Below are 19,663 nucleotides of genomic sequence, written 5' to 3'. Positions count from 1 at the left end.
CGCATGCATCGCAACAATCCGATTCTACAGGTTCCCCCTGACAAACGGGCCGTGCCCAGCGCCAGGAACGGGCCGGAGGACGCATGCCCGAAACCGCAGAACTCACCGACTCCCCCGAACGCGTTGGCGGATCCGCCATGATCGGTCGACCGTTGCGCGTTCTGGCGTGGTTGTCGTTCCTGGCCGAGGTGATCATCATCGGCACCGGCGGCGCTGTTCGACTGACCGGATCGGGACTCGGATGCTCGGAATGGCCGCTGTGCACACCGGAGTCGCTCGTTCCGACACCGGAACAGGGCATCCACGGCATCATCGAGTTCGGCAACCGCACGATGACCGGCTTGGTCGGGCTCCTCGCTATCGCCGTGCTGCTGCTGGTGCTGCACTCGGTCGGTGGACGCCGCCCCGTCAGCGCGGCGCTCTGGTTTGCGGGCGGCGGCATCGTCGTCGGCGTCGTATGCTTCGCGATCACTTCGGCACTCGGACTTCCCGGCTTCCCGTTCTTCTCCCTGGGCCTGCTGCTGGTGACGATCGTCGCAGGGGTGCATTCCCTTCGAACGACGCCGATGCGCCGCGATCTCTCCGCGCTGGCGTGGATCGTCCTGATCGGTGTTGTCGCGCAGGCTTTCGTCGGCGGCATCACCGTGCTCACCGGATTGAACCCCTCGATCGTCGGGTTCCATTACGTATCATCTCTGCTGCTGGTGTGCGCGACCGCGGCATTCCTGGTTCGCCTGGATGCCGCTCCCGGTCCGCGCGAGCGCGCCGTGCCCGTCTGGTTCGCGATCGTGACGCACGTCACCGGTCTGGCTCTGGCCGCGACGATCTTCTTCGGTGTGCTCACCACGGGGTCCGGGCCGCACTCGGGCGATGTGAACGTCATCCGTGACGGCTTCGACGCCACGGTGCTCGCACACATTCACTCCTGGCCCGGCTACATCCTCGCGGCGCTGCTGACGGTACTGACAGTATTCGCCTGGGTGCAGCGGCTTCGGCCGCGCCGGTGGCTCCTGGTGCTCGTACTCGCTGTTCTGGTGCAGGTGGCAGTCGGAGTGTGGCAGTCTCGCGATGGCCTCCCCGGACTCCTCGTCGGCATCCACATGGTTTTGGCCGCGCTCTCCGCCGCCGCGTACACCGTCGTGGTGCTGCGCCTCAAGCGCCCCGCCCCCTGATCCACCCGCGCATCCCTCTTGCGAGTGGGCGTCCGTGGCTCACTTTTGGGGAAAAAGTGCGCCACAAATGGCCACTCGCAGGCGGTATTCAGGCGTGGGATCAGAACGGCAGCAGCGGGTTAACCGCTACGGCGCGAGAAGCGTCATAGCCAGCCCCGGATCGTGCAAGACCACGAGAACTGTCAGGCAGGTCCCGAGACGCAACTGTCAGAAAAGCAGTGGGCGTCCGTGGCTCACTTTTGGGGAAAAAGTGCGCCACAAATGGCCACTCGCCAGCGGTATTCAGGCGTGCGATCAGAACGGCAGCAGCGGGTCAACCGCTACAGCGAGGAAGAGCAGCGTCAGGTAGCTGATCGATGCGTGGAAAACGCGCATCGGACGCGGGTTCGTCCCCCGAACCGCCTGGCTGTACAGCCGGTGCGACTCGTACACGAACCAGCCGCCGAAGACGACTGCCGAGACCGAATAGACCAGCCCCATATTCGCAACCGGGATGAGCAGCAGCGAACATGCCAGCGTCGCCCAGGCATACAGGATCACCTGCAGGCCCACCTGCGAGGCGTTGCGCGTAACACCGAGCATCGGAACATCCGCGTCGACGTAGTCATCGCGGTACTTCATCGACAGCGGCCAGTAGTGCGCCGGGGTCCACAGGAAAATGAGTGCGAACAGGATGATCGCCGGCCACGCGACTTCACCGGTGACAGCTGACCAGCCGATGACGACCGGGAAACATCCCGCAATACCGCCCCAGATGATGTTCTGCTCGGTGCGGCGTTTGAGGATCAGCGTGTAGATCACGACATAGAAGAAGATCGCACCTACCGACAAGGCTGTCGTCAGCCAGTTGGTGGTCAGCGCGAGCCAGCCAGTCGATACCACGGCGAGCACCCACGAGAAGATCAGGGCTGCTCGCGGTGACACTTCGCCAGTGATGATCGGCCGGTTCTCGGTGCGGCGCATATGCGCGTCCATGTCACGGTCGATGTACATGTTGAAGGACGCGGCAGAGCCCGCGCTCAGCGATCCGCCGATGACGGTGGCCAGCACGAGCCAGAGGTTCGGCATACCGCCCTCGGCAAGGATCATGACCGGAACGGTGGAAACGAGAAGAAGCTCGAGAACACGCGGTTTCGTCAACGCGACATATGCCTTGATAGTCCGACCGAACGAGCGGTTCACCGCCGTCGTCTGCGACATGGTCGAGATAACGATCGCCTCCTCAGCGCACACCAACGACAACCCTCTCATTCTAGGGCAAGCAAACTGAACGACTCGCGACGTAAAGCGCATTTCGCGGTTGCGCTCACAGCGCTATGCTGAAAACCACTCGCGCGCCCGGCGCTGTGCACCTGTCCGTGACGATGCGGACGCGCTGAAGGAATTCGGGCGCCCTCGTAGTTGTTGGAAAGGGTATGACCGTGACAGAACTCCAGTGGGCTGAGATCGATCGACGCGCGGTAGATACCGCCCGAATCCTTGCGGCGGATGCCGTGGAGAAGGTCGGCAACGGTCACCCTGGTACGGCGATGAGTCTCGCTCCCGCGGCGTACCTCCTCTACCAGCGTGTCCTGCGCCACGACCCGACCGACACCGATTGGCTCGGTCGCGACCGTTTTATCCTTTCGGTCGGTCACTCCTCCCTCACGCAGTACGTACAGCTCTACCTCGGTGGTTTCGGTCTCGAACTCGACGACCTCAAGTCGCTGCGCACGTGGGGCTCGAAGACTCCGGGGCACCCCGAGTACGGCCACACTAAGGGCGTCGAGATCACCACCGGACCGCTCGGTCAGGGGCTCGCATCCGCTGTCGGCTTCGCCTACGCTGCCCGCTACGAGCGCGGCTTGTTCGACCCGGAAGCCGCCGCTGGCACCAGCCCGTTCGACCACTTCATCTACACGATCGCCGGTGACGGCGACCTGCAGGAGGGCGTCACCAGCGAAGCGGGATCGCTCGCCGGTCACCAGCAGCTCGGCAACTTGATCGCGATCTACGACTCGAACCAGATCTCGATCGAAGACGACACCGACATCGCCTTCACCGAAGATGTCGCCGCCCGCTATGCGGCCTACGGATGGCACGTGCAGACGGTCGATTGGAAGAAGACCGGCGAGTACATCGAAGATGTCGCCGAGCTTCACGCTGCGATCGAGGCAGCAAAGGGCGAAACGACTAAGCCGTCGCTCATCATCCTCAAGACGATCATCGGCTGGCCCTCGCCCGGAAAGCAGAACAGCGGCAAGATCCACGGCTCTGCTCTCGGCGCCGACGAGCTCGCCGCGACCAAGAAGGTTCTCGACTTCGACCCCGAGCAGAGCTTCGTCGTCGCCGACGACGTGCTCGAGCACACCCGGGCCCTGGCTGATCGCGCCGCCGAGGAACGCGCTGCCTGGCAGAAGTCGTTCGATGCCTGGGCCGCCGCAAACCCCGAGCGCAAGGCGCTGCTCGACCGCCTGGAGGCGAAGGAGCTTCCCGCCGACATCGACTCCGCACTGCCGGTGTTCGAGGCGGGCAAGGAGGTCTCCACTCGCGCAGCATCCGGCCAGGTGATCAACGCGCTGGCTGCTGAGCTGCCTGAGCTGTGGGGCGGCTCCGCCGACCTTGCCGAGTCAAACCTCACCACGATCAAGAACGCCGCCTCCTTCATCCCCGCGGAGTGGTCGACCCATGAATGGTCCGGCAACCCGTACGGCCGCGTGCTGCACTTCGGCATCCGCGAGCACGCGATGGGCGCGATCATCAACGGCATCGTGCTGCACGGCCCGACCCGGGCCTTCGGCGGCACCTTCCTGATCTTCAGCGACTACATGCGCCCGGCTGTGCGTCTGGCTGCGCTGATGAACATCCCGAGCATCTTCGTGTGGACGCACGACTCTGTCGCCCTCGGCGAAGACGGCCCGACCCACCAGCCGGTCGAGCAGCTCGCAGCACTGCGTGCGATCCCCAACTTCACCGTCGTGCGCCCCGCGGATGCGAACGAGACCTCGGCCGCCTGGCTCGAACTGCTACGCCGCCACGGCTCCCCCGCTGGCCTCGCGCTCACCCGTCAGAACATTCCGGTGTTCGAGCGCGGTGATGGCGAAGCATCCGGCGAGGTCTTCGCATCGGCTGCGAACGCCGCCAAGGGTGCCTACGTGCTCGCCGAAGCACCCAACGGCACGCCGGACGTCATCCTGATCGCAACCGGCTCTGAGGTTCAGCTCGCTGTGGCCGCTCGCGAAACACTTGCCGGCGAAGGAATCAACGCCCGCGTCGTCTCCGCTCCGTCATTGGAATGGTTCGACGAGCAGGATGCCGCGTACCGCGAGTCCGTGCTCCCGGCCGCCGTCACGGCGCGTGTTTCGGTTGAGGCCGGATCCGCGCTGACGTGGCGCGGCATCGTGGGTGACAAGGGTCGTTCCGTTGCGATCGACCACTTTGGTGCATCCGCCGATTACAAGACCCTGTTCCAGAAGTTCGGCATCACCGCCGAGGCCGTCGTCGAGGCGGCGCGCGAAAGCATCAAGGAGAACGCATGAGCACCCCCACCGCAGATCTCGCAGCCGCCGGCGTCAGCATCTGGCTCGACGACCTCTCTCGCACCCGCATCAACTCCGGCAACCTCGCGGAGCTGATCGAATCGCGCAACATCGTCGGTGTGACCACTAACCCGACGATCTTCGCAAACGCGATCACCGATAAGAACGACACCTCCTACGACGCTCAGGTCACCGAGCTGGCCGGCTCCGGTGCCATCGCTGAAGACGCCGTGTTCGCGGCCACCACGCAGGACGTCGCCGCCGCTCTGGACGTGTTCCGTCCGGTGTGGGAGAAGTCCGGCCACGTCGACGGCCGTGTCTCGATCGAGGTCTCCCCCGACCTCGCACACGACACAGACGGCACCGTGGCACAGGCCAAACAGCTGTGGGAGAAGGTCGACCGCCCGAACCTGCTGGTGAAGATTCCTGCCACCAAGGCCGGGCTTCCCGCAATCGCGCAGGCGATCGGCGCTGGCATCAGCGTCAATGTCACGCTGATCTTCAGCCTCGAGCGCTACGCCGAGGTCATTGACGCCTACCTGACAGGCCTGGAGACCGCGAAGGCTGCCGGCATCGATCTCGCCACGATCCACTCGGTTGCATCGTTCTTCGTCTCGCGCGTGGACACCGAGACCGACAAGCGCCTCACCGTCATCGGCACCGCCGCTGCGGAAGCGCTCAAGAGCAAGGCCGGCCTCGCCAACGCGCGGCTCGCCTACGAGCTGTTTGAGCAGACGTTCGCCGCCGACCGTGCGAAGGCACTTGTGGATGCCGGTGCAAACCTGCAGCGTCCGCTCTGGGCCTCGACCGGTGTCAAGGATCCGGCGCTGCCCGACACCCTGTACGTCACCGAGCTCGTCGCCCCCGGCGTCGTCAACACGATGCCCGAGAAGACTCTCGAGGCGACCTTCGACCACGGCGTCATCACCGGTGACACCATCACTGGCGGTTACGAAGAGGCGCGTGCGGTCTTCGCCGGGCTCGCCGAGGTCGGCATCGACTTCGCCGACGTCACCCAGGTGTTGGAAGACGAAGGCGTGACGAAGTTCATCGACTCTTGGCACGACCTGCTCACCCAGGTCGCAGAAGGGCTTGAGGCGCAGCGATGACGTTCTCGATCCACGCCTCGGGCGCCGCGAAGGCTGCGATCGACGAGGTCGTCCCACAGCTGGTGGGCGATCTCATCGCTTCGCGCATCACCGGTTTCGATTCCACACTGTGGGGCGAAGCCGCTGAGGAAGAAGCATCCAAGCGCCTGGGCTGGGTCGAAGCGGTTTCGGTCTCGCGACCGTTGGTTCCTGAAATCATCGCGTTGCGGGATCAGTTGCGCGCCCTGGGCGTGAATCACGTGGTTCTCGCCGGTATGGGTGGGTCGTCTCTGGCGCCTGAGGTCATCAGTCAGACCGCGGGCGTCCCGCTCACGATTCTCGACTCGACCGCTCCTGGACAGGTTCTGGCCGCTCTTGATGAGGGGTTGGAGCACACGGCGCTCGTCGTGTCGTCGAAGTCCGGGTCCACTGTCGAGACCGATTCGCAGAAGCGAACCTTCGAGGCCGCATTCCGCGACATGGGCATCGACCCCACCGAGCGCATCGTGATCGTGACCGACCCCGGTTCGCCGCTGGATGCTGCCGCGCGTGCCGACGGATACCGAGTCTTCAACGCCGATCCCAACGTCGGTGGGCGCTACTCGGCGCTCACCGCCTTCGGCCTGGTTCCGTCGGGACTTGCCGGTGTCGACATCGCCGAATTGCTCGACGAGGCAGAAGCCACGCTGCTGCAGGTCGCGGTCGATCAGGCTGACAACCCGGCGCTGCGTCTGGGCGCTGCGATCGCCGCCACGAACCCGCGTCGCGACAAGCTCGGGCTGATCACCGATGGCACGCACATCGTGGGGCTACCGGATTGGATCGAGCAGCTGATCGCCGAGTCGACCGGCAAGGAAGGCACTGGCATCCTTCCGGTCGTCCTGCTTCCGGTTTCGCCCGAGGTCGACGAGGTGCCGTCGGATCTGCAGATCGTACGCATTGTCGACGACGCCAACGAATTCCACCTGCGCGAACGTCACCAGGGCGAGATCCTCGTCAGCGGCACGCTCGGCGCGAATCTGCTGGTCTGGGAGTACGCCACCGTGATCGCGGGCTACCTTCTCGGCATCAATCCCTTCGACCAGCCGGATGTCGAATCCGCCAAGGTCGCAGCCCGCGGTCTGCTGGATGCTCGGCCCGAGCCGACTGCGCCGGCGTTCGTGGAGAACGGCATCGAGGTGCGTGTCTCGGATGCTGCTCTTGCTGTCTCCGGCAATATCGAGGCCGTGTTGGATGCCCTGTGGGCGCAGCTGCCCGAGGACGGTTATGTCTCGATTCAGGCATATGTCAATCGCCTGGAGCTGACGCAGCTGCAGGGCCTTCGCGAACTTGTCGCGGCCGATTCGGGCCGCCCGACGACATTCGGGTGGGGTCCGCGCTTCTTGCACTCGACGGGTCAGTACCACAAGGGCGGCCCGGCCCAGGGTGTTTTCCTGCAGATCTTGGAGCGCACTGACGTCGACCTTGAGATTCCCGAACGCCCGTTCACTTTCGGCCAGCTCATCCAGGCACAGGCTGCCGGCGATGCCGCTGTGCTCGCCGAGCACGGTCGTCCGGTCGTGACCCTCACCATCACCGATGACTCAGCCGATGTGCTCGCGCTGTTCGAAGCCGCCCAGAAGTAAATTCGTAGGAGACTCCCGCACCGATGACCGTTTCCGTTTCGCGCGGCAATAACCCCCTGCGCGACCCCGATGACCGTCGCCTCAATCGCATCGCCGGCCCCAGTGCCCTGGTGATCTTCGGCGTGACCGGCGACCTGTCGCGTAAGAAGCTCATGCCCGCGGTGTACGACCTGGCAAACCGGGGGCTGCTGCCCCCGGGTTTCGCGCTGGTCGGCTTCGCCCGTCGCGATTGGGAGGACCAGGATTTCGCTCAGGTCGTCTACGAAGCGGTGAAGGAGCACGCCCGCACCGAGTTCCGCGAGGAGACCTGGCAGCAGTTGCTGCAGGGCATCCGTTTCGTCTCCGGTGAGTTCGACAACCCGGAGTCCTTTGCGAAGCTGCGTGAAACCGTCGAGAAGCTCGATGTGGAACGCGGCACGATGGGCAACCACGCGTACTACCTGTCCATCCCGCCAAAGTCCTTCCCGCTGGTGACCAAGCAGTTGAAAGACTCGGGACTCGTCGGTGAGGATCGCGACAGCGATCATTGGCGCCGCGTCGTCATCGAGAAGCCGTTCGGACACGATCTGGATTCGGCGCGTGCGCTCAACCAGGCGCTGGAGGTGGCTTTCCCGGCCGACTCGATCTTCCGCATCGACCACTACCTCGGCAAGGAGACGGTGCAGAATATTCTGGCGCTGCGCTTCGCGAACGAGCTGTACGAGCCGATCTGGAACCGCAACTACGTCGACCACGTGCAGATCACGATGGCCGAGGATATCGGCGTGGGCGGGCGGGCCGGCTACTACGACGGCATCGGTGCTGCGCGCGACGTCATTCAGAACCACCTGCTGCAGCTCCTGGCACTCACCGCGATGGAAGAGCCCATCAGCCTGTCGGCGGAGCACCTCCGCTCCGAGAAGGAGAAGGTTCTCGCGGCGGTCAAACTGCCAGACGATCTGTCCCAGGCGACAGCGCGCGGGCAGTACGCCGGTGGCTGGCAGGGTGGCCAAGAGGTCGATGGTTTCCTCGGCGAGGACGGCATGAACCCCGAGTCGATCACCGAGACCTATGCCGCCATCAAGCTGGAGATCGCGAACCGTCGCTGGGCTGGCGTGCCGTTCTACCTCCGCAGCGGCAAGCGTCTGGGCCGCCGTGTGACCGAGATCGCGGTGGTTTTCAACCGCGCCCCAGAGCACCTGTTCGGGCGCAGCAATGCTTCTGAGCTCGGGCAGAACGCGCTCGTCATCCGTGTGCAGCCTGATGAGGGCGTCACAATCCGATTCGGTTCGAAGGTTCCCGGCACCGGCACGAACGTGCGCGATGTGACGATGGACTTCGGTTACGGCCATGCCTTCACGGAGGCGAGCCCGGAGGCTTACGAGCGGCTGATCCTCGACGTGCTGCTGGGCGATCCACCGCTGTTTCCCCGCCATGAGGAGGTGGAGCTGAGCTGGAAGATCCTCGATCCGGTAGAGAAGTACTGGGCAGCCGTCGGCGGACCGCTGGAGCAGTATGCTCCCGGCTCCTGGGGGCCAGCATCCGCTGATGCCCTTCTTGCCCGTGACGGACGCGTTTGGAGACGACCGTGATCATCGACCTTCCCGACACCACCGTCAGCCAGGTTGCCAAGCAACTGGTCAAGGTCCGTGAAGAGGGCGGCGCTGTCGCTCTCGGCCGTGTTCTGACCCTCATCATCTCGGCGCGCAACGGCGTCGCCGAGGCCGCTATCGACGCCGCCAACGATGCCTCGCGCGAGCATCCGATGCGTGTCATCGTGCTCACCACGGGCGAAGGTGACGCTCATTTGGACGCTCAGATCCGCGTTGGCGGGGATGCCGGAGCCAGTGAAGTGGTCGTGCTGCGCGCCTACGGCGCGGCGGCCAGTAACGAGGAAAGCCTCGTCACAGGTCTGCTGCTACCCGATGCCCCTGTGGTTGCGTGGTGGCCGGAGCAAGCACCGGTCGACCCGGCAGCATCGCCGCTGGGCCGCATCGCTCAGCGCCGGATCACGGATGCCGCCAACAGCGACGATGTGCGCGAGCAACTCATCCTGCTCGGAAAGTCGCATGCTCCGGGTGACACTGATCTCGCCTGGACGCGTCTGACGCACTGGCGCGAGCAGTTGGCTGCTGTGCTCGACCAGCCTCCGTACGAGACGATCACCTCGGCTGAGGTGCTTGGGGCTGCGGCTTCTCCCTCTACCGCTTTGCTCGCCGCTTGGCTGCAGTTGTCGTTGGATGTGCCGGTGCGCTGGCAGTACGAGGATCCGTCCCACTGGGAAGCAGGCATCAAGTCGGTACGGCTCACCCGTGCCAGCGGCGACATCCTGCTCGAGCGTCCTGAGACCAGCGTCGCTGTGCTCACGCAGCCCGGCCAGCCCGACCATGAGCTACACCTGCCACGACGCACCCTGCGCGAGTGCCTTGCTGAGGAGCTCCGGCGCCTCGACCCCGACGTCCTGTACGGTCGAGTGATCACCGAGGGCTGGCAGAAGCTCGGTGCGCCTGAGACAGGAGACTGAACGCAATGGTGGCATCCGCGGAGAAGCTCGTCGTCGTGGAGCAGACCCCGACCGCTCTCGCCGAGCGCGTCGCGGATCGTTTCCTCACCCGGGTGAAGGCACGCACCAAGAACGGTCGCATCGCACACATCGCGCTCACCGGCGGCTCTATGGGCGGTTCCGTACTGCAGGCTGTCCGCGAGCACCCGAAGGTCGACAAGATCGACTGGTCACTCGTGCACTTCTGGTGGGGAGATGAGCGCTTCGTTCCCGCTGATGACGCCGATCGCAACGCGGTGCAATCCCGTGAGGCGCTGCTGAACCACATCGCGGTTCCGGCTGAGAACGTGCACGAGGTTGCCGCATCTGACAGCGGTAAGACTTTGGATGAGGCGGCCACCGACTACGCAGCCGAACTGCAGAAGTTCGGCACCGACGAACACCCGTGGCCGTCGTTCGCGGTGTGCTTCCTCGGTGTCGGCCCCGATGGTCACATCGCCTCGCTCTTCCCGGATCGCACCGAGGTCACCGAGACGGATGCTGCGGCCCTGCCGGTGCGGGACTCGCCGAAACCACCGGCAGAGCGGGTGACGTTGACGCGTCCGGTCATCAACTCGTCCAAGCGGGTCTGGCTGGTGCTTACGGGAGCCGACAAGGCCTCCGCGCTCGGACTCGCTCTCGCTGGCGCCAGCTACACGAATGTGCCGGCAGCCGGCGCCAAGGGGCGCAAGCGTACGATCTTCTTCGTCGACCAGGCAGCAGCCGCTGAGGTCTCCGAAGACCTCATCGATCAGGCTTACTGACCGCGCAGTTCACCGTCTTCGTCGCCGCGCAGCCCGGCTGCGCTCCCGTCCGCTGATTCCGTCGGAGGATTGGCCACGATTCCCGTGCCGTCGCTGCCGCGGCGAATGGCCAGCTCCTGGCTCTCGCTGAGGACCTGTGGGTGGTACCGGGCGAGTCCGACCACTCCCCACACGGCAATCGCACCGGCCACTGCGAAGCACACCAGAACCCACTGCGGGGCTGCTGCGGCTTCCCCGAGGACCAGCATTCCGATCAGGACGGCGATCAGCGGGTCAACGACGGTGAGACCGGCGATGACGAGGTCCGGCGGGCCGGAGCTATACGCGGTCTGCACGAAGTATGCGCCGACGGCAGAAGCCGCGACGAGTGCGATCACGCAGACCAGGGTGATCCAGTCGAACTCCCCTGCCTGCACCCGTTTGATGACCGCTTTGGCCAGCGTCGCGACGAAGCCATAGAGAATGCCGGCACCGACCACGTAGAACAGCGCGCGCATGCGGTGGCGCAGGACCAGCCAGCATCCGCCGAGCGCGATGATCACGACCAGCAGGATCGCCAGAATCGTGAAGAGCTCGCGGTCCGCGATCTCTTGCTCGGTGGCGAATATTGCAGCGAAAAACACGAAGATGAAGATGCCGCCGACGCAGGCGCCGATCGCGATCAGCGATTTCTTCGTGGGCGTGTGTCCCGAGATGCGGGCGTTGAGGAGCGTAGTGATCACCAGGGCGATCGCCCCTAGCGGCTGGACCACGATGAGCGGTGCGACCGCGAGCGCGGCGAGTTGACACACGATGGCCAGCATCAGCATGACGGTGCCGATGATCCAGGACGGGCGGGTCAGCAACCGCTTGAGCTGCTCGATGCTCAGGCCCGTGGCACCGTCGGCACCGCTGAGCCGCTCCACCTTCTCCACGCCACGGTGCTGATACTGCGCTCCGAGCGACATGAACACGGCGCCAGCGAGGGCGAGCGGGATCCCCAGCAGGAGTGCCGGGTTCTGAAATGCGCCGACAAGCTGATCGCCGACATCCGACGCGGTCATCCATACGCTTGCACTCACAGGGAAAACATTACCGGGCGTAACCTGCACAGTAGGGTTGTGGCGTGGCTGTTCTACCGATTCGCATCATGGGCGACCCTGTTCTGCACTCTCTCGCATCCCCCGTCGAAGAGATCGACGACGAGATCCGCGCTCTCGTGGCTGACATGTACGAGACGATGGACGCCGCTCCCGGCGTCGGATTGGCCGCACCTCAGGTCGGTGTGGCCTTGCGCATTTACACCTACGCGTACGTCGACGACGATGACCAGCCCTGGCGCGGGGTTCTGATCAATCCGGTCCTGTGGATGTCACCGCCGGAGCCCGGCTCCCCCGACCCGGAAGAGGAATCCGAGGGATGCCTGTCATTCCCCGGTGAGCGTTTCGCGCTGCGACGAGCGGACCGCGTTCTCGTGACCGGTCTCGATTTGGACGGTTCTCCCGTGCGCATCGAGGTCGACGGGTGGCGTGCGCGCATCATGCAGCACGAATTCGATCACCTCGACGGCATCCTCTATGTCGATCGCCTGTCTGACAGTGATTGGAAGACTGTGCAGAAGATCTCCCGCAAGCGTGGATGGGGGCGTCCCGGATCGAGTTGGATGCCCGGCATCGACGATCTGGATGGCTGAGCGCGTAGCGTTTTTCGGACGCATTTTCAAAGTTGCGGCGCATATTCACGCTGAGTAGCGTTCACTGAGGGCAGGTTGATGTTTCCTGCCCTCCACAGCTTTCTATGAGGGAATGACGAATGAAAATGCGTACACGCACGGCTTGGGCCTTTGCCGGCTCCGCGGTTGCTCTGAGCCTTGCGCTCAGCGGATGCAGCAGCATGGTGCTCGGCGTCGGCGACGCCCAGCGCGATGACGGAGGCAACGTCACCGAAGAGGCGACGATCGACATCTTCTCGCTCAAGGTCGGCGACTGCATGCCCGAGAGCGACACGGCCGGCGAGATCCAGGACACGCCCGTCGTGCCCTGCGAAGAGCCGCACACCAACGAAGTGTTCTTTGAGTTCGAGCTCACCGGCGACACCCTGCCCAGCGATGACGAGATCACCGCCGAGGTTGAGGCGCAGTGCGTGCCGGCGTTCGCCGACTTCGTCGGATTCGACTACTTCGAGTCCGTGCTCGACTTCTGGTGGCTGACGCCCACAGAAGAAACCTGGGACAGCGCCGATGACCGCCTCGTGCAGTGCGTCCTCTACGAGCCCGACCCCGCTGACCCGACCGGCGAGACACCGCTGGAGATCACCGGATCGCTGAAGGGCGCCACACGCTGATCGTTTTCTCGCACTGTTTTTGAAGAGGCTCCACCATCCGGTGGGGCCTCTTCTGCTTCTGGTGAAGCAGGCGCTGCCGCACGCTGATTACGCCGCGGCGGCCGCGCACGCCCAACGAGAGAAGGCGCCCCATCCCGGAGGATGTGGCGCCTTCTGTTTTGCTCCCCAAATTGGACTCGAACCAATAACCTGCCGATTAACAGTCGGCTGCTCTGCCAATTGAGCTATTGGGGATCAGGCACTGTCGCCGAGGCAACTCTACAATCTTAGCAAACTCCTGCAGGTGCTTGCGACATCGCCCGAGCCCTCGGGCGTGTCGTCGAACCACGCCGCGAACGGGTCACCGCACGCGCGAATCGGACTGCCCATTCGGCACCCAGAGCAGGTCCTTTCCCACCCCGCGGGCAACGACGTGCCCACCCCTGAGCATCAACGTCTCCGCGTTCAACTCGCGGATGAATGCGGCGTCGTTCGTGACCAGCAATGCGCCGAGCCCCTGATCCTTGCGCCGACGGGTGATCGCATCGAACACGACCGGTCGAACCTCGAGATCGAGGTTGGCCAGTGGCTCATCGGCGATGAGTACGCGCGGCTCGAGTACGAATGCCCGGGCAATCGCCACCCGCTGGCGCATCCCGGCGCTCAGCTCATACGGAAACTTCGATGCGGTTCCCAACGGCAGGTGCATCTCATCGAGGAGCGTCGCGACACGGATCGCGAGGGCCTTGGTGTTCACCCGCTTCTCACGGATAAGAATGGGTTCGGAGATCACTTCGCTGATCGTCAGTGTGGGCGGCAGATCCGCACCGGCGCTCTGCGGGATAAACCCCGTGCGGTAGGTGAGCTCGCGGTGCCGACGTCCCGGCTTTCGCACGTTCACACCGCAGACCGAAGCGTGTCCGCCCACGATTCGAACCGAAGGATCGGTAGAACCTGCCAGAGCAGCCACCAGCGTCGACTTGCCGGAGCCGGTGGGTCCCGCGACGCAGATGAGCTCACCGGGCGAGAGCTCGAAGCTCACCCCGTCGACGGCCCGGGTGGCAAGGCCGTGCCCGACCCGATCGATAACCAGATCAGAACAGTCGATCGCGTACGGGGAAGAAGACCTGCCAGACATAACGCCCATCCTCCCCCGGATTCGGTATACCGGGCGGTTACGACTCGGTGAACCGCTGACGCTCGATGTCAAGATCCCGCAATCGTATTCGTAGCGCGCGACCACCGTCGGAATCTGCCGGCACGCGCTGCACGGCACCGAGAAGCTCGTTCTTCTCCCGATCGAGGTTGCGCAGCACCATACGCCGACAAAGATCGGCCGTCGACGCCACGGCCCCAGCCTCATCGCGCGCCGGGAACGGCGTCATCAGCAGCTCGCCGGCGAGGGAGCGGTACGGTTCACGCACGGCGTTTACTGCATCCATCGCCCACCCGACCCGGGTGCGATCCGGCACAGCCACGATGACCTCGCGGATGGCTTCGAGAGCCGGATGCCGGAACGGCACCTCCAGCGCCCGTGCCAGCATCGGCTGATCGACCTGGTGCCCGTATTGCAGGGCGCCCATCAGTGCACCACGCTCCATCACGACATCCGCCGTACGCGGCAGACTCGCCAGTGTCACCGGGGCGACAGCGGCGCTCGCAGCGTCAGTCGGCGCCGCCTGTGCGGGTTCTCGTCGTGCCTGTGTCTGACTCTGCCCGCGTGCCGCCCGCTCGACTTCAGCGCGCACCTCGGTGGGGTCCATGCCCAGCCGTCGCGCGAGAACCCGCTCGTATCCGGGCCGCAGAAGTCGATCCCGGATCTCGGCCACGATCGGGGCAGCAGCGCGCAGCGCTCCCACCTGGCCCTCGACTGTTGCCAGGTCGAATCCGGCAAGCTTTCGATCGATCGCGAATTCGAACATCGGCACTTTGGTGTCCATCAGCCCACGCACGGCGGCATCACCGCGCTGCAGGCGCAGATCGCACGGATCGAGGCCATTGGGCGCAACCGCCACGAACGTCTGTGCGTTGAAGCGGTCGTCTTCAGTGAATGCGCGCAGCGCGGCCTTCTGACCTGCCTCATCACCGTCAAACGTGAAGACCACCTCGCCGGATGCGGAATCATCACCCATGATCCGGCGCAGCACCTTGATGTGTTCGGTACCGAAGGCGGTGCCACAGGTTGCCACCGCCGTCGTGATCCCCGCCAGATGACAGGCCATGACGTCGGTGTACCCCTCGACGACAACAACGCGTCGCGGATCCCCCCGGGCGATGTCACGCTTGGCGAGATCGAGTCCGTAAAGGACCTGCGCCTTCTTATAGATCACGGTCTCTGGCGTGTTCAGATACTTCGGGCCCTTATCGTCGTCGAAGAGCTTCCGCGCACCGAATCCGATCGTCTGGCCGGTGACATCTCGAATCGGCCACACCAGGCGTCCGCGGAACCGGTCGTAGACACCGCGCTGCCCCTGCGACACGAGCCCTGCGGCCAGAAGTTCGTCGCGGGTGAAGCCCTGTGCGGTCAGCGCTTTCAGCATGCCGTCCCAACCCCGCGGAGCGAAGCCGACGCCGAAGTGCGCCGCTGCGCCCGCGTCGAAACCACGCTCGCCCAGAAACCGACGGCCGGTTTCGGCGTCGCTGGTGAGTAGTTGGCCGCGGAAGAACTCCGCTGCGGCGGAGTTCGCCGCGTACAGCCGGCTGCGCCCACTGTTGTCGGGCGCCGTTCCGCCATCTTCGTAGTTCAGTGTGTAACCGATGCGTCCCGCGAGCCGCTCAACGGCCTCGGTGAAGCTGACATGGTCCATCTCCCGCAGGAACGAGTAGACGTCGCCAGACTCGCCGCAACCGAAGCAGTGGTAGTAACCGACCTGCGGGCGAACATGGAAGCTCGGGCTCTTCTCATCGTGAAACGGGCACAGCCCCTTGAGGGATCCAACACCGGCAGACTTCAGTGCCACACGCTCACCGACGATATCGGCGATGTTCGTGCGGGATTTCACCTCATCGACGTCTGCTTGACGGATCCGCGCCATGTCAGAAGGCCCCTTCGACCGTTTGCGCAGCGGCCAGCGATCGGTTGGAACCGACCCGTGCGGTGCGCGGGCTCCAGATGCCCACCTCGGCCGGGTCGATGTCTCCCACCAGTCGGTTGTGCCAGTCCAATGCTGTCTGATCGGTCAGGCTGGCGATCTGGTCGACGATGACCCTGGAGCGCTCGGCATCAGTTGTCGCGTCTAGGAAATCTGCAGCGAACGCGGGCTCCAGCACGTCTTCACCGGCGTTCCACAGCGCGTCCGTCGACCAGAGCGCATCGGCGAGGCGTTTGAGTACACGACGCTGCTCCTTGTAGACGCCCTTGCGCGCTTCAATGGTGACGATCGCCTGCCCCATGATGCCTTTGAGTACGGCGATCTCGGTCTCCACGACGCGAGGAACAACGACATGCGCGTTGTAGCGGGCGAGCGTCGGGCCGCCATACGCATCTCGCGTCGCGGCAACAGCAGCCCGAGCGAAACGGCCGATCATGTCGCTCGTGAGGTTCTTCAACCGGGCGAGGTCCTGACGGGAACGATCGAACGACTTCAGCCACATCGGCTGACGCGTGAGCCGATAAAGACCATCGGCGAGCTCCTCGCGCGTGAAGTCGTAGCCGACCCATTGCTGGATGCGTCCGACAAGAGCGTGGTGCTCCGCCGGATCCGACAGCTGAGCCACGTCGAGGTAGCCGTTGACGATGGCATCCTCGAAATCGTGCACCGAGTACCCGATGTCATCGGAGAGATCCATGATCTCGGCTTCAATGCAGCGCAGGCGCCCGGGAGCGCCATCACGCATCCAACGGAACACGGCCTCATCTTCGGGGTAGACGCCAAACTTCAACCGTCCGCCCGGATCCGGCATCGGACTGTCGACTGTCCACGGGTATTTGCAGGTCGCATCCAAGCTCGCCCGGGTGAGGTTGAGCCCGACAGAATGCTCGCTGCTGTCGAGGACCTTGGCTTCCAGACGCGTCAGGATTCGCAGTGACTGCGCATTGCCCTCGAAACCGCCGATGGCCTCAGCCCAGTCGTTGAGCGCTCGTTCACCGTTGTGGCCAAAGGGCGGATGCCCGAGATCGTGGCTGAGGCAGGCTGTGTCTACGACATCGGCAGAAACTCCTAACGCGACCGCCAGCTCACGCCCGACCTGTGCAACTTCCAGCGAGTGCGTCAGACGGTTGCGGGCGAAATCAGCCGTGCTGGCGGGACTCAGTACCTGGGTCTTCGCAGCGAGCCGGCGCAGTGCGGCTGAGTGCAGCACGCGCGCACGATCACGGGCGAAGCCGTCGCGCTCAGATCGGTGAGTCTCAGCGACGTAACGCTCAGCGTCGCGGGGCTCGTAGCCCTCCGCGAGAACCTCAACCACCGTTATTCTCGATTTCCGCTCCTCGCAGCATCTCGCTGGCATCGGCTGCGACGTCCCGGGAATCCAACCACTTCTCCGGCAGCGCCGTGCGCTTCGGGCGGCCAGCACGTCCGCGCTGACCCTCAGCATCCTCACCGGGGTACGGCGCGTCATGATCGAGCTGGCCGAGTAGATCGTCGATGTGCGCCAGGCTCTGCGCAGTGGCGAGACCGGTGCGCACGTCGCTGCCGACCGGGTAGCCCTTGAAATACCAGGCGACGTGCTTGCGGATATCGCGGCAACCGTGATCTTCGTCGCCGAGGAACTCGATGAGCAGCTCCGCATGACGACGGAACGCATCCGCGACAAAACCGAGTGTCGCATCGACCGGACGAGACTCAGCGCCGAAGGCCGTGGCCAGCTCTCCGAACAGCCACGGACGTCCGAGGCATCCGCGTCCGACGACCACGCCATCGCAATCGGTCTGCGCCATCATCCGCACAGCGTCTTCACCCGACCAGATGTCACCATTGCCCAGCACAGGGATGCTTGTGACTGCCTGTTTCAGCTCGCCGATGGCATTCCAGTCGGCGTGGCCGGAGTAGAACTCGTTGGCCGTGCGCGCGTGCAGCGCGACAGCGGCGGCTCCGGCATCTTCGGCGGCGCGGCCCGCGTCGATGAACGTGAGGTGGTCAGGGTCGATGCCCTTGCGCATCTTCACCGTCAGCGGAATATCTCCTGCTGCCTTCACAGCCTGCTCGACGATATCGGCGAAAAGCTTGGTCTTCCAGGGGAGAGCTGCTCCCCCGCCCTTACGCGTGACCTTCGGCACGGGGCATCCGAAATTCAGGTCGATGTGATCGGCGTGATCGTCGTCGACGATGACCTTGACCGCATCAGCGATGGTCTTCGGGTCGACGCCGTAGAGCTGGATCGAGCGCGGCGTCTCACTCTCGTGGTGCTGGATCAGTCGCATCGTGGTCTCGTTGCGCTCAACGAGCGCACGCGAGGTGATCATCTCGCTGACGTAGAGTCCGGCACCATACTCACGGCAGAGCCGGCGGAAGGCGGTATTGGTGATCCCCGCCATGGGCGCGAGGACGACAGGCACGTCGAGGGCGATCGGGCCGATGCGCAACGCGCGCGCGGGTGCAGGAGCGATATTCATGTCCTCTCCATTCTCCCACCCTCCGGCCTCTGCAGCCTCAACGCGTCATAGGCTGTGGATATGACCGATTCCGCGCTGCGCCAGATTCCGTTCATTGATGCTCAAGGAGCCGAGAAGACCCTCGACGACTTCGGCTCCGACGTGCTGCTGGTGGTCAACGTGGCGTCGAAATGCGGCCTCACCCCGCAGTACGAGCAGCTCGAACAGCTCCAGCGCACCTATGGCGAACGGGGTTTCAGCGTTGTCGGGTTCCCGTGCAACCAGTTCCTGGGCCAGGAGCCCGGGTCCCTGGAGCAGATTCTGGAGTTCTGCTCGACGACCTACGGCGTGAGCTTCCCGGTCAACGACAAGGTCAAGGTCAACGGCAAGAACGCCACCGAGCTCTACAAAGCGTTGAAGCAGTCAGCGGATGCCGGGGGCAAGGCCGGTCGCGTGGAGTGGAACTTCGAGAAGTTCCTCGTCCTGCCCGACGGCTCAGTTCAGCGGTTCCGACCGAAGCAGAAGCCCGACTCGCCGGAGATCGTCGAAGCCATCGAGACGGCGCTTACCTCGGCTGCTCGCTGACCGCGGGAACGGGCTTTGCGGCCCAAGAGAGTATTGGCATGGACCAAGAAATCCTCATCTACCTCCTCCTCGCGATCGTCATCGTTCTGCCCATGGTGGGGTTGATCCTGAAGCGTAAGGCCCGCCGTGCTGGAGCTCAGCGCTGGGAAGCGAAGAAGGACCGTCAGGCCGGCGATGACGGGCTCGGCGCAACAATCACTTTCGCTGCCGATGAGGCCACGGTCCGAGCCTTTGCGGCGCCCCTCATCGAAGGCACAAAGCGCGTCCGCACGCAGGATGACGGCACCTGGGCGCAGACGCACTACAACGACGACGACGTCGTGTACCAGCTCGTTTCGACTGCTGAGGGCGCCACTCTGGGTGTCTCACGTGCGATCGAGTTCTCCGGAACCCTCAACGGCATGAAGGCGTGGAAGAAGCTCCGCGAACAGCTCGTTGCCGCGGCGGCCGAGCGCGAAATCGCTGTCACTACCGGCAATCGTCCGCTCGTGCGCACCGCCGACGCCAGCCCCACCGGCGCAGTGATCTGGCGGCCTGCCGCCTGATCAAAGCTCCG

17 protein-coding genes and 1 tRNA gene are annotated in these 19,663 nt (G+C 64.6%); 11 read left to right on the top strand and 7 right to left on the bottom strand.

The annotated features are described in order from the left end of the window. The first annotated feature begins 137 nt into the window (after positions 1-137). The gene (locus ACSU1L_RS01290; protein ID WP_439255031.1) at positions 138-1,172 is read left to right on the top strand and encodes a COX15/CtaA family protein; all 1,035 of its coding nucleotides are present in this window, start codon (positions 138-140) and stop codon (positions 1,170-1,172) included. Positions 1,173-1,466: 294 nt separating this feature from the next. Here the strand turns inward: ACSU1L_RS01290 and ACSU1L_RS01285 are convergent, their stop codons facing one another. After that, a complete protein-coding gene (locus tag ACSU1L_RS01285; RefSeq protein WP_439255030.1) occupies positions 1,467-2,387 on the bottom strand; it encodes a heme o synthase in 921 nt (306 codons plus the stop codon). Between the two features lie 200 nt (positions 2,388-2,587). Between ACSU1L_RS01285 and tkt the strand changes: the two genes are divergently transcribed. Genes tkt through pgl form a run of 6 tightly spaced genes read left to right on the top strand, consistent with a single transcriptional unit; the run spans position 2,588 to position 10,688 of the window. Beyond that, positions 2,588-4,690 carry a transketolase gene (tkt, locus tag ACSU1L_RS01280; RefSeq protein ID WP_438255790.1) on the top strand — a complete coding sequence of 701 codons (2,103 nt, stop codon included), beginning with the start codon at positions 2,588-2,590 and terminating at the stop codon, positions 4,688-4,690. Further along, on the top strand, positions 4,687-5,799 hold the full coding sequence (gene tal, locus ACSU1L_RS01275; RefSeq protein ID WP_439254359.1) for a transaldolase: 1,113 nt from the start codon (positions 4,687-4,689) through the stop codon (positions 5,797-5,799). Before tkt ends, tal begins: the two co-directional genes overlap by 4 nt. Continuing rightward, entirely contained in the window at positions 5,796-7,403 is a 1,608-nt protein-coding gene (locus tag ACSU1L_RS01270) for a glucose-6-phosphate isomerase (RefSeq protein WP_439254357.1), read from the top strand. Before tal ends, ACSU1L_RS01270 begins: the two co-directional genes overlap by 4 nt. Positions 7,404-7,426: 23 nt before the next feature. Then, on the top strand, positions 7,427-8,974 hold the full coding sequence (gene zwf, locus ACSU1L_RS01265; RefSeq protein ID WP_439254356.1) for a glucose-6-phosphate dehydrogenase: 1,548 nt from the start codon (positions 7,427-7,429) through the stop codon (positions 8,972-8,974). Continuing rightward, entirely contained in the window at positions 8,971-9,906 is a 936-nt protein-coding gene (locus tag ACSU1L_RS01260) for a glucose-6-phosphate dehydrogenase assembly protein OpcA (protein WP_439254355.1), read from the top strand. Before zwf ends, ACSU1L_RS01260 begins: the two co-directional genes overlap by 4 nt. A gap of 5 nt (positions 9,907-9,911) precedes the next feature. Further along, the gene (pgl, locus tag ACSU1L_RS01255) at positions 9,912-10,688 is read left to right on the top strand and encodes a 6-phosphogluconolactonase (protein ID WP_438255785.1); all 777 of its coding nucleotides are present in this window, start codon (positions 9,912-9,914) and stop codon (positions 10,686-10,688) included. On the opposite strand, the gene ACSU1L_RS01250 is transcribed toward pgl, so the two are convergent. Next, the gene (locus ACSU1L_RS01250) at positions 10,682-11,731 is read right to left on the bottom strand and encodes a DMT family transporter (RefSeq protein WP_439255029.1); all 1,050 of its coding nucleotides are present in this window, start codon (positions 11,729-11,731) and stop codon (positions 10,682-10,684) included. The two genes, pgl and ACSU1L_RS01250, sit on opposite strands and share 7 nt — an antisense overlap. A 62-nt stretch (positions 11,732-11,793) precedes the next feature. Here ACSU1L_RS01250 and def point away from each other — a divergent pair, with 62 nt between their 5' ends. Both def and ACSU1L_RS01240 read left to right on the top strand, forming a co-directional pair. Then, on the top strand, positions 11,794-12,360 hold the full coding sequence (def, locus tag ACSU1L_RS01245) for a peptide deformylase (RefSeq protein ID WP_438255784.1): 567 nt from the start codon (positions 11,794-11,796) through the stop codon (positions 12,358-12,360). 119 nt (positions 12,361-12,479) lie between these two features. Next, the gene (locus ACSU1L_RS01240; protein ID WP_439254353.1) at positions 12,480-13,010 is read left to right on the top strand and encodes a septum formation family protein; all 531 of its coding nucleotides are present in this window, start codon (positions 12,480-12,482) and stop codon (positions 13,008-13,010) included. A 161-nt stretch (positions 13,011-13,171) separates the two neighbouring features. Here ACSU1L_RS01240 and ACSU1L_RS01235 read toward each other — a convergent pair. The 5 genes from ACSU1L_RS01235 to dusB all read right to left on the bottom strand — a co-directional run bounded on the left by ACSU1L_RS01235 (position 13,172) and on the right by dusB (position 18,543). Then, positions 13,172-13,244: transfer RNA gene (locus ACSU1L_RS01235), tRNA-Asn, on the bottom strand. Positions 13,245-13,350: 106 nt separating this feature from the next. After that, complete coding sequence (locus ACSU1L_RS01230) at positions 13,351-14,127, bottom strand: ATP-binding cassette domain-containing protein (protein ID WP_438255782.1); 777 nt, start codon at positions 14,125-14,127, stop codon at positions 13,351-13,353. A gap of 37 nt (positions 14,128-14,164) precedes the next feature. After that, positions 14,165-16,024 carry a DNA primase gene (gene dnaG, locus ACSU1L_RS01225; RefSeq protein WP_439254351.1) on the bottom strand — a complete coding sequence of 620 codons (1,860 nt, stop codon included), beginning with the start codon at positions 16,022-16,024 and terminating at the stop codon, positions 14,165-14,167. Between the two features lies 1 nt (position 16,025). Then, complete coding sequence (locus ACSU1L_RS01220) at positions 16,026-17,438, bottom strand: deoxyguanosinetriphosphate triphosphohydrolase (RefSeq protein WP_438255780.1); 1,413 nt, start codon at positions 17,436-17,438, stop codon at positions 16,026-16,028. Then, positions 17,389-18,543, bottom strand: a complete 1,155-nt coding sequence (gene dusB / locus ACSU1L_RS01215) for a tRNA dihydrouridine synthase DusB (RefSeq protein WP_439254350.1) — start codon at positions 18,541-18,543, stop codon at positions 17,389-17,391. Before dusB ends, ACSU1L_RS01220 begins: the two co-directional genes overlap by 50 nt. Before the next feature lie 60 nt (positions 18,544-18,603). On the opposite strand from dusB, the gene ACSU1L_RS01210 reads away from it, so the two are divergent. Continuing rightward, positions 18,604-19,107, top strand: a complete 504-nt coding sequence (locus ACSU1L_RS01210; RefSeq protein WP_439254348.1) for a glutathione peroxidase — start codon at positions 18,604-18,606, stop codon at positions 19,105-19,107. 38 nt (positions 19,108-19,145) lie between these two features. Then, positions 19,146-19,652 carry a hypothetical protein gene (locus ACSU1L_RS01205; RefSeq protein WP_439254347.1) on the top strand — a complete coding sequence of 169 codons (507 nt, stop codon included), beginning with the start codon at positions 19,146-19,148 and terminating at the stop codon, positions 19,650-19,652. Positions 19,653-19,663 lie beyond the last annotated feature (11 nt).

Source organism: Microbacterium sp. A94 (genome assembly GCF_051842855.1).
Classification (GTDB): domain Bacteria; phylum Actinomycetota; class Actinomycetes; order Actinomycetales; family Microbacteriaceae; genus Microbacterium.
Note: the sequence above shows the minus strand (reverse complement) of the source record. Positions and strands in the feature narration are given on the sequence as shown.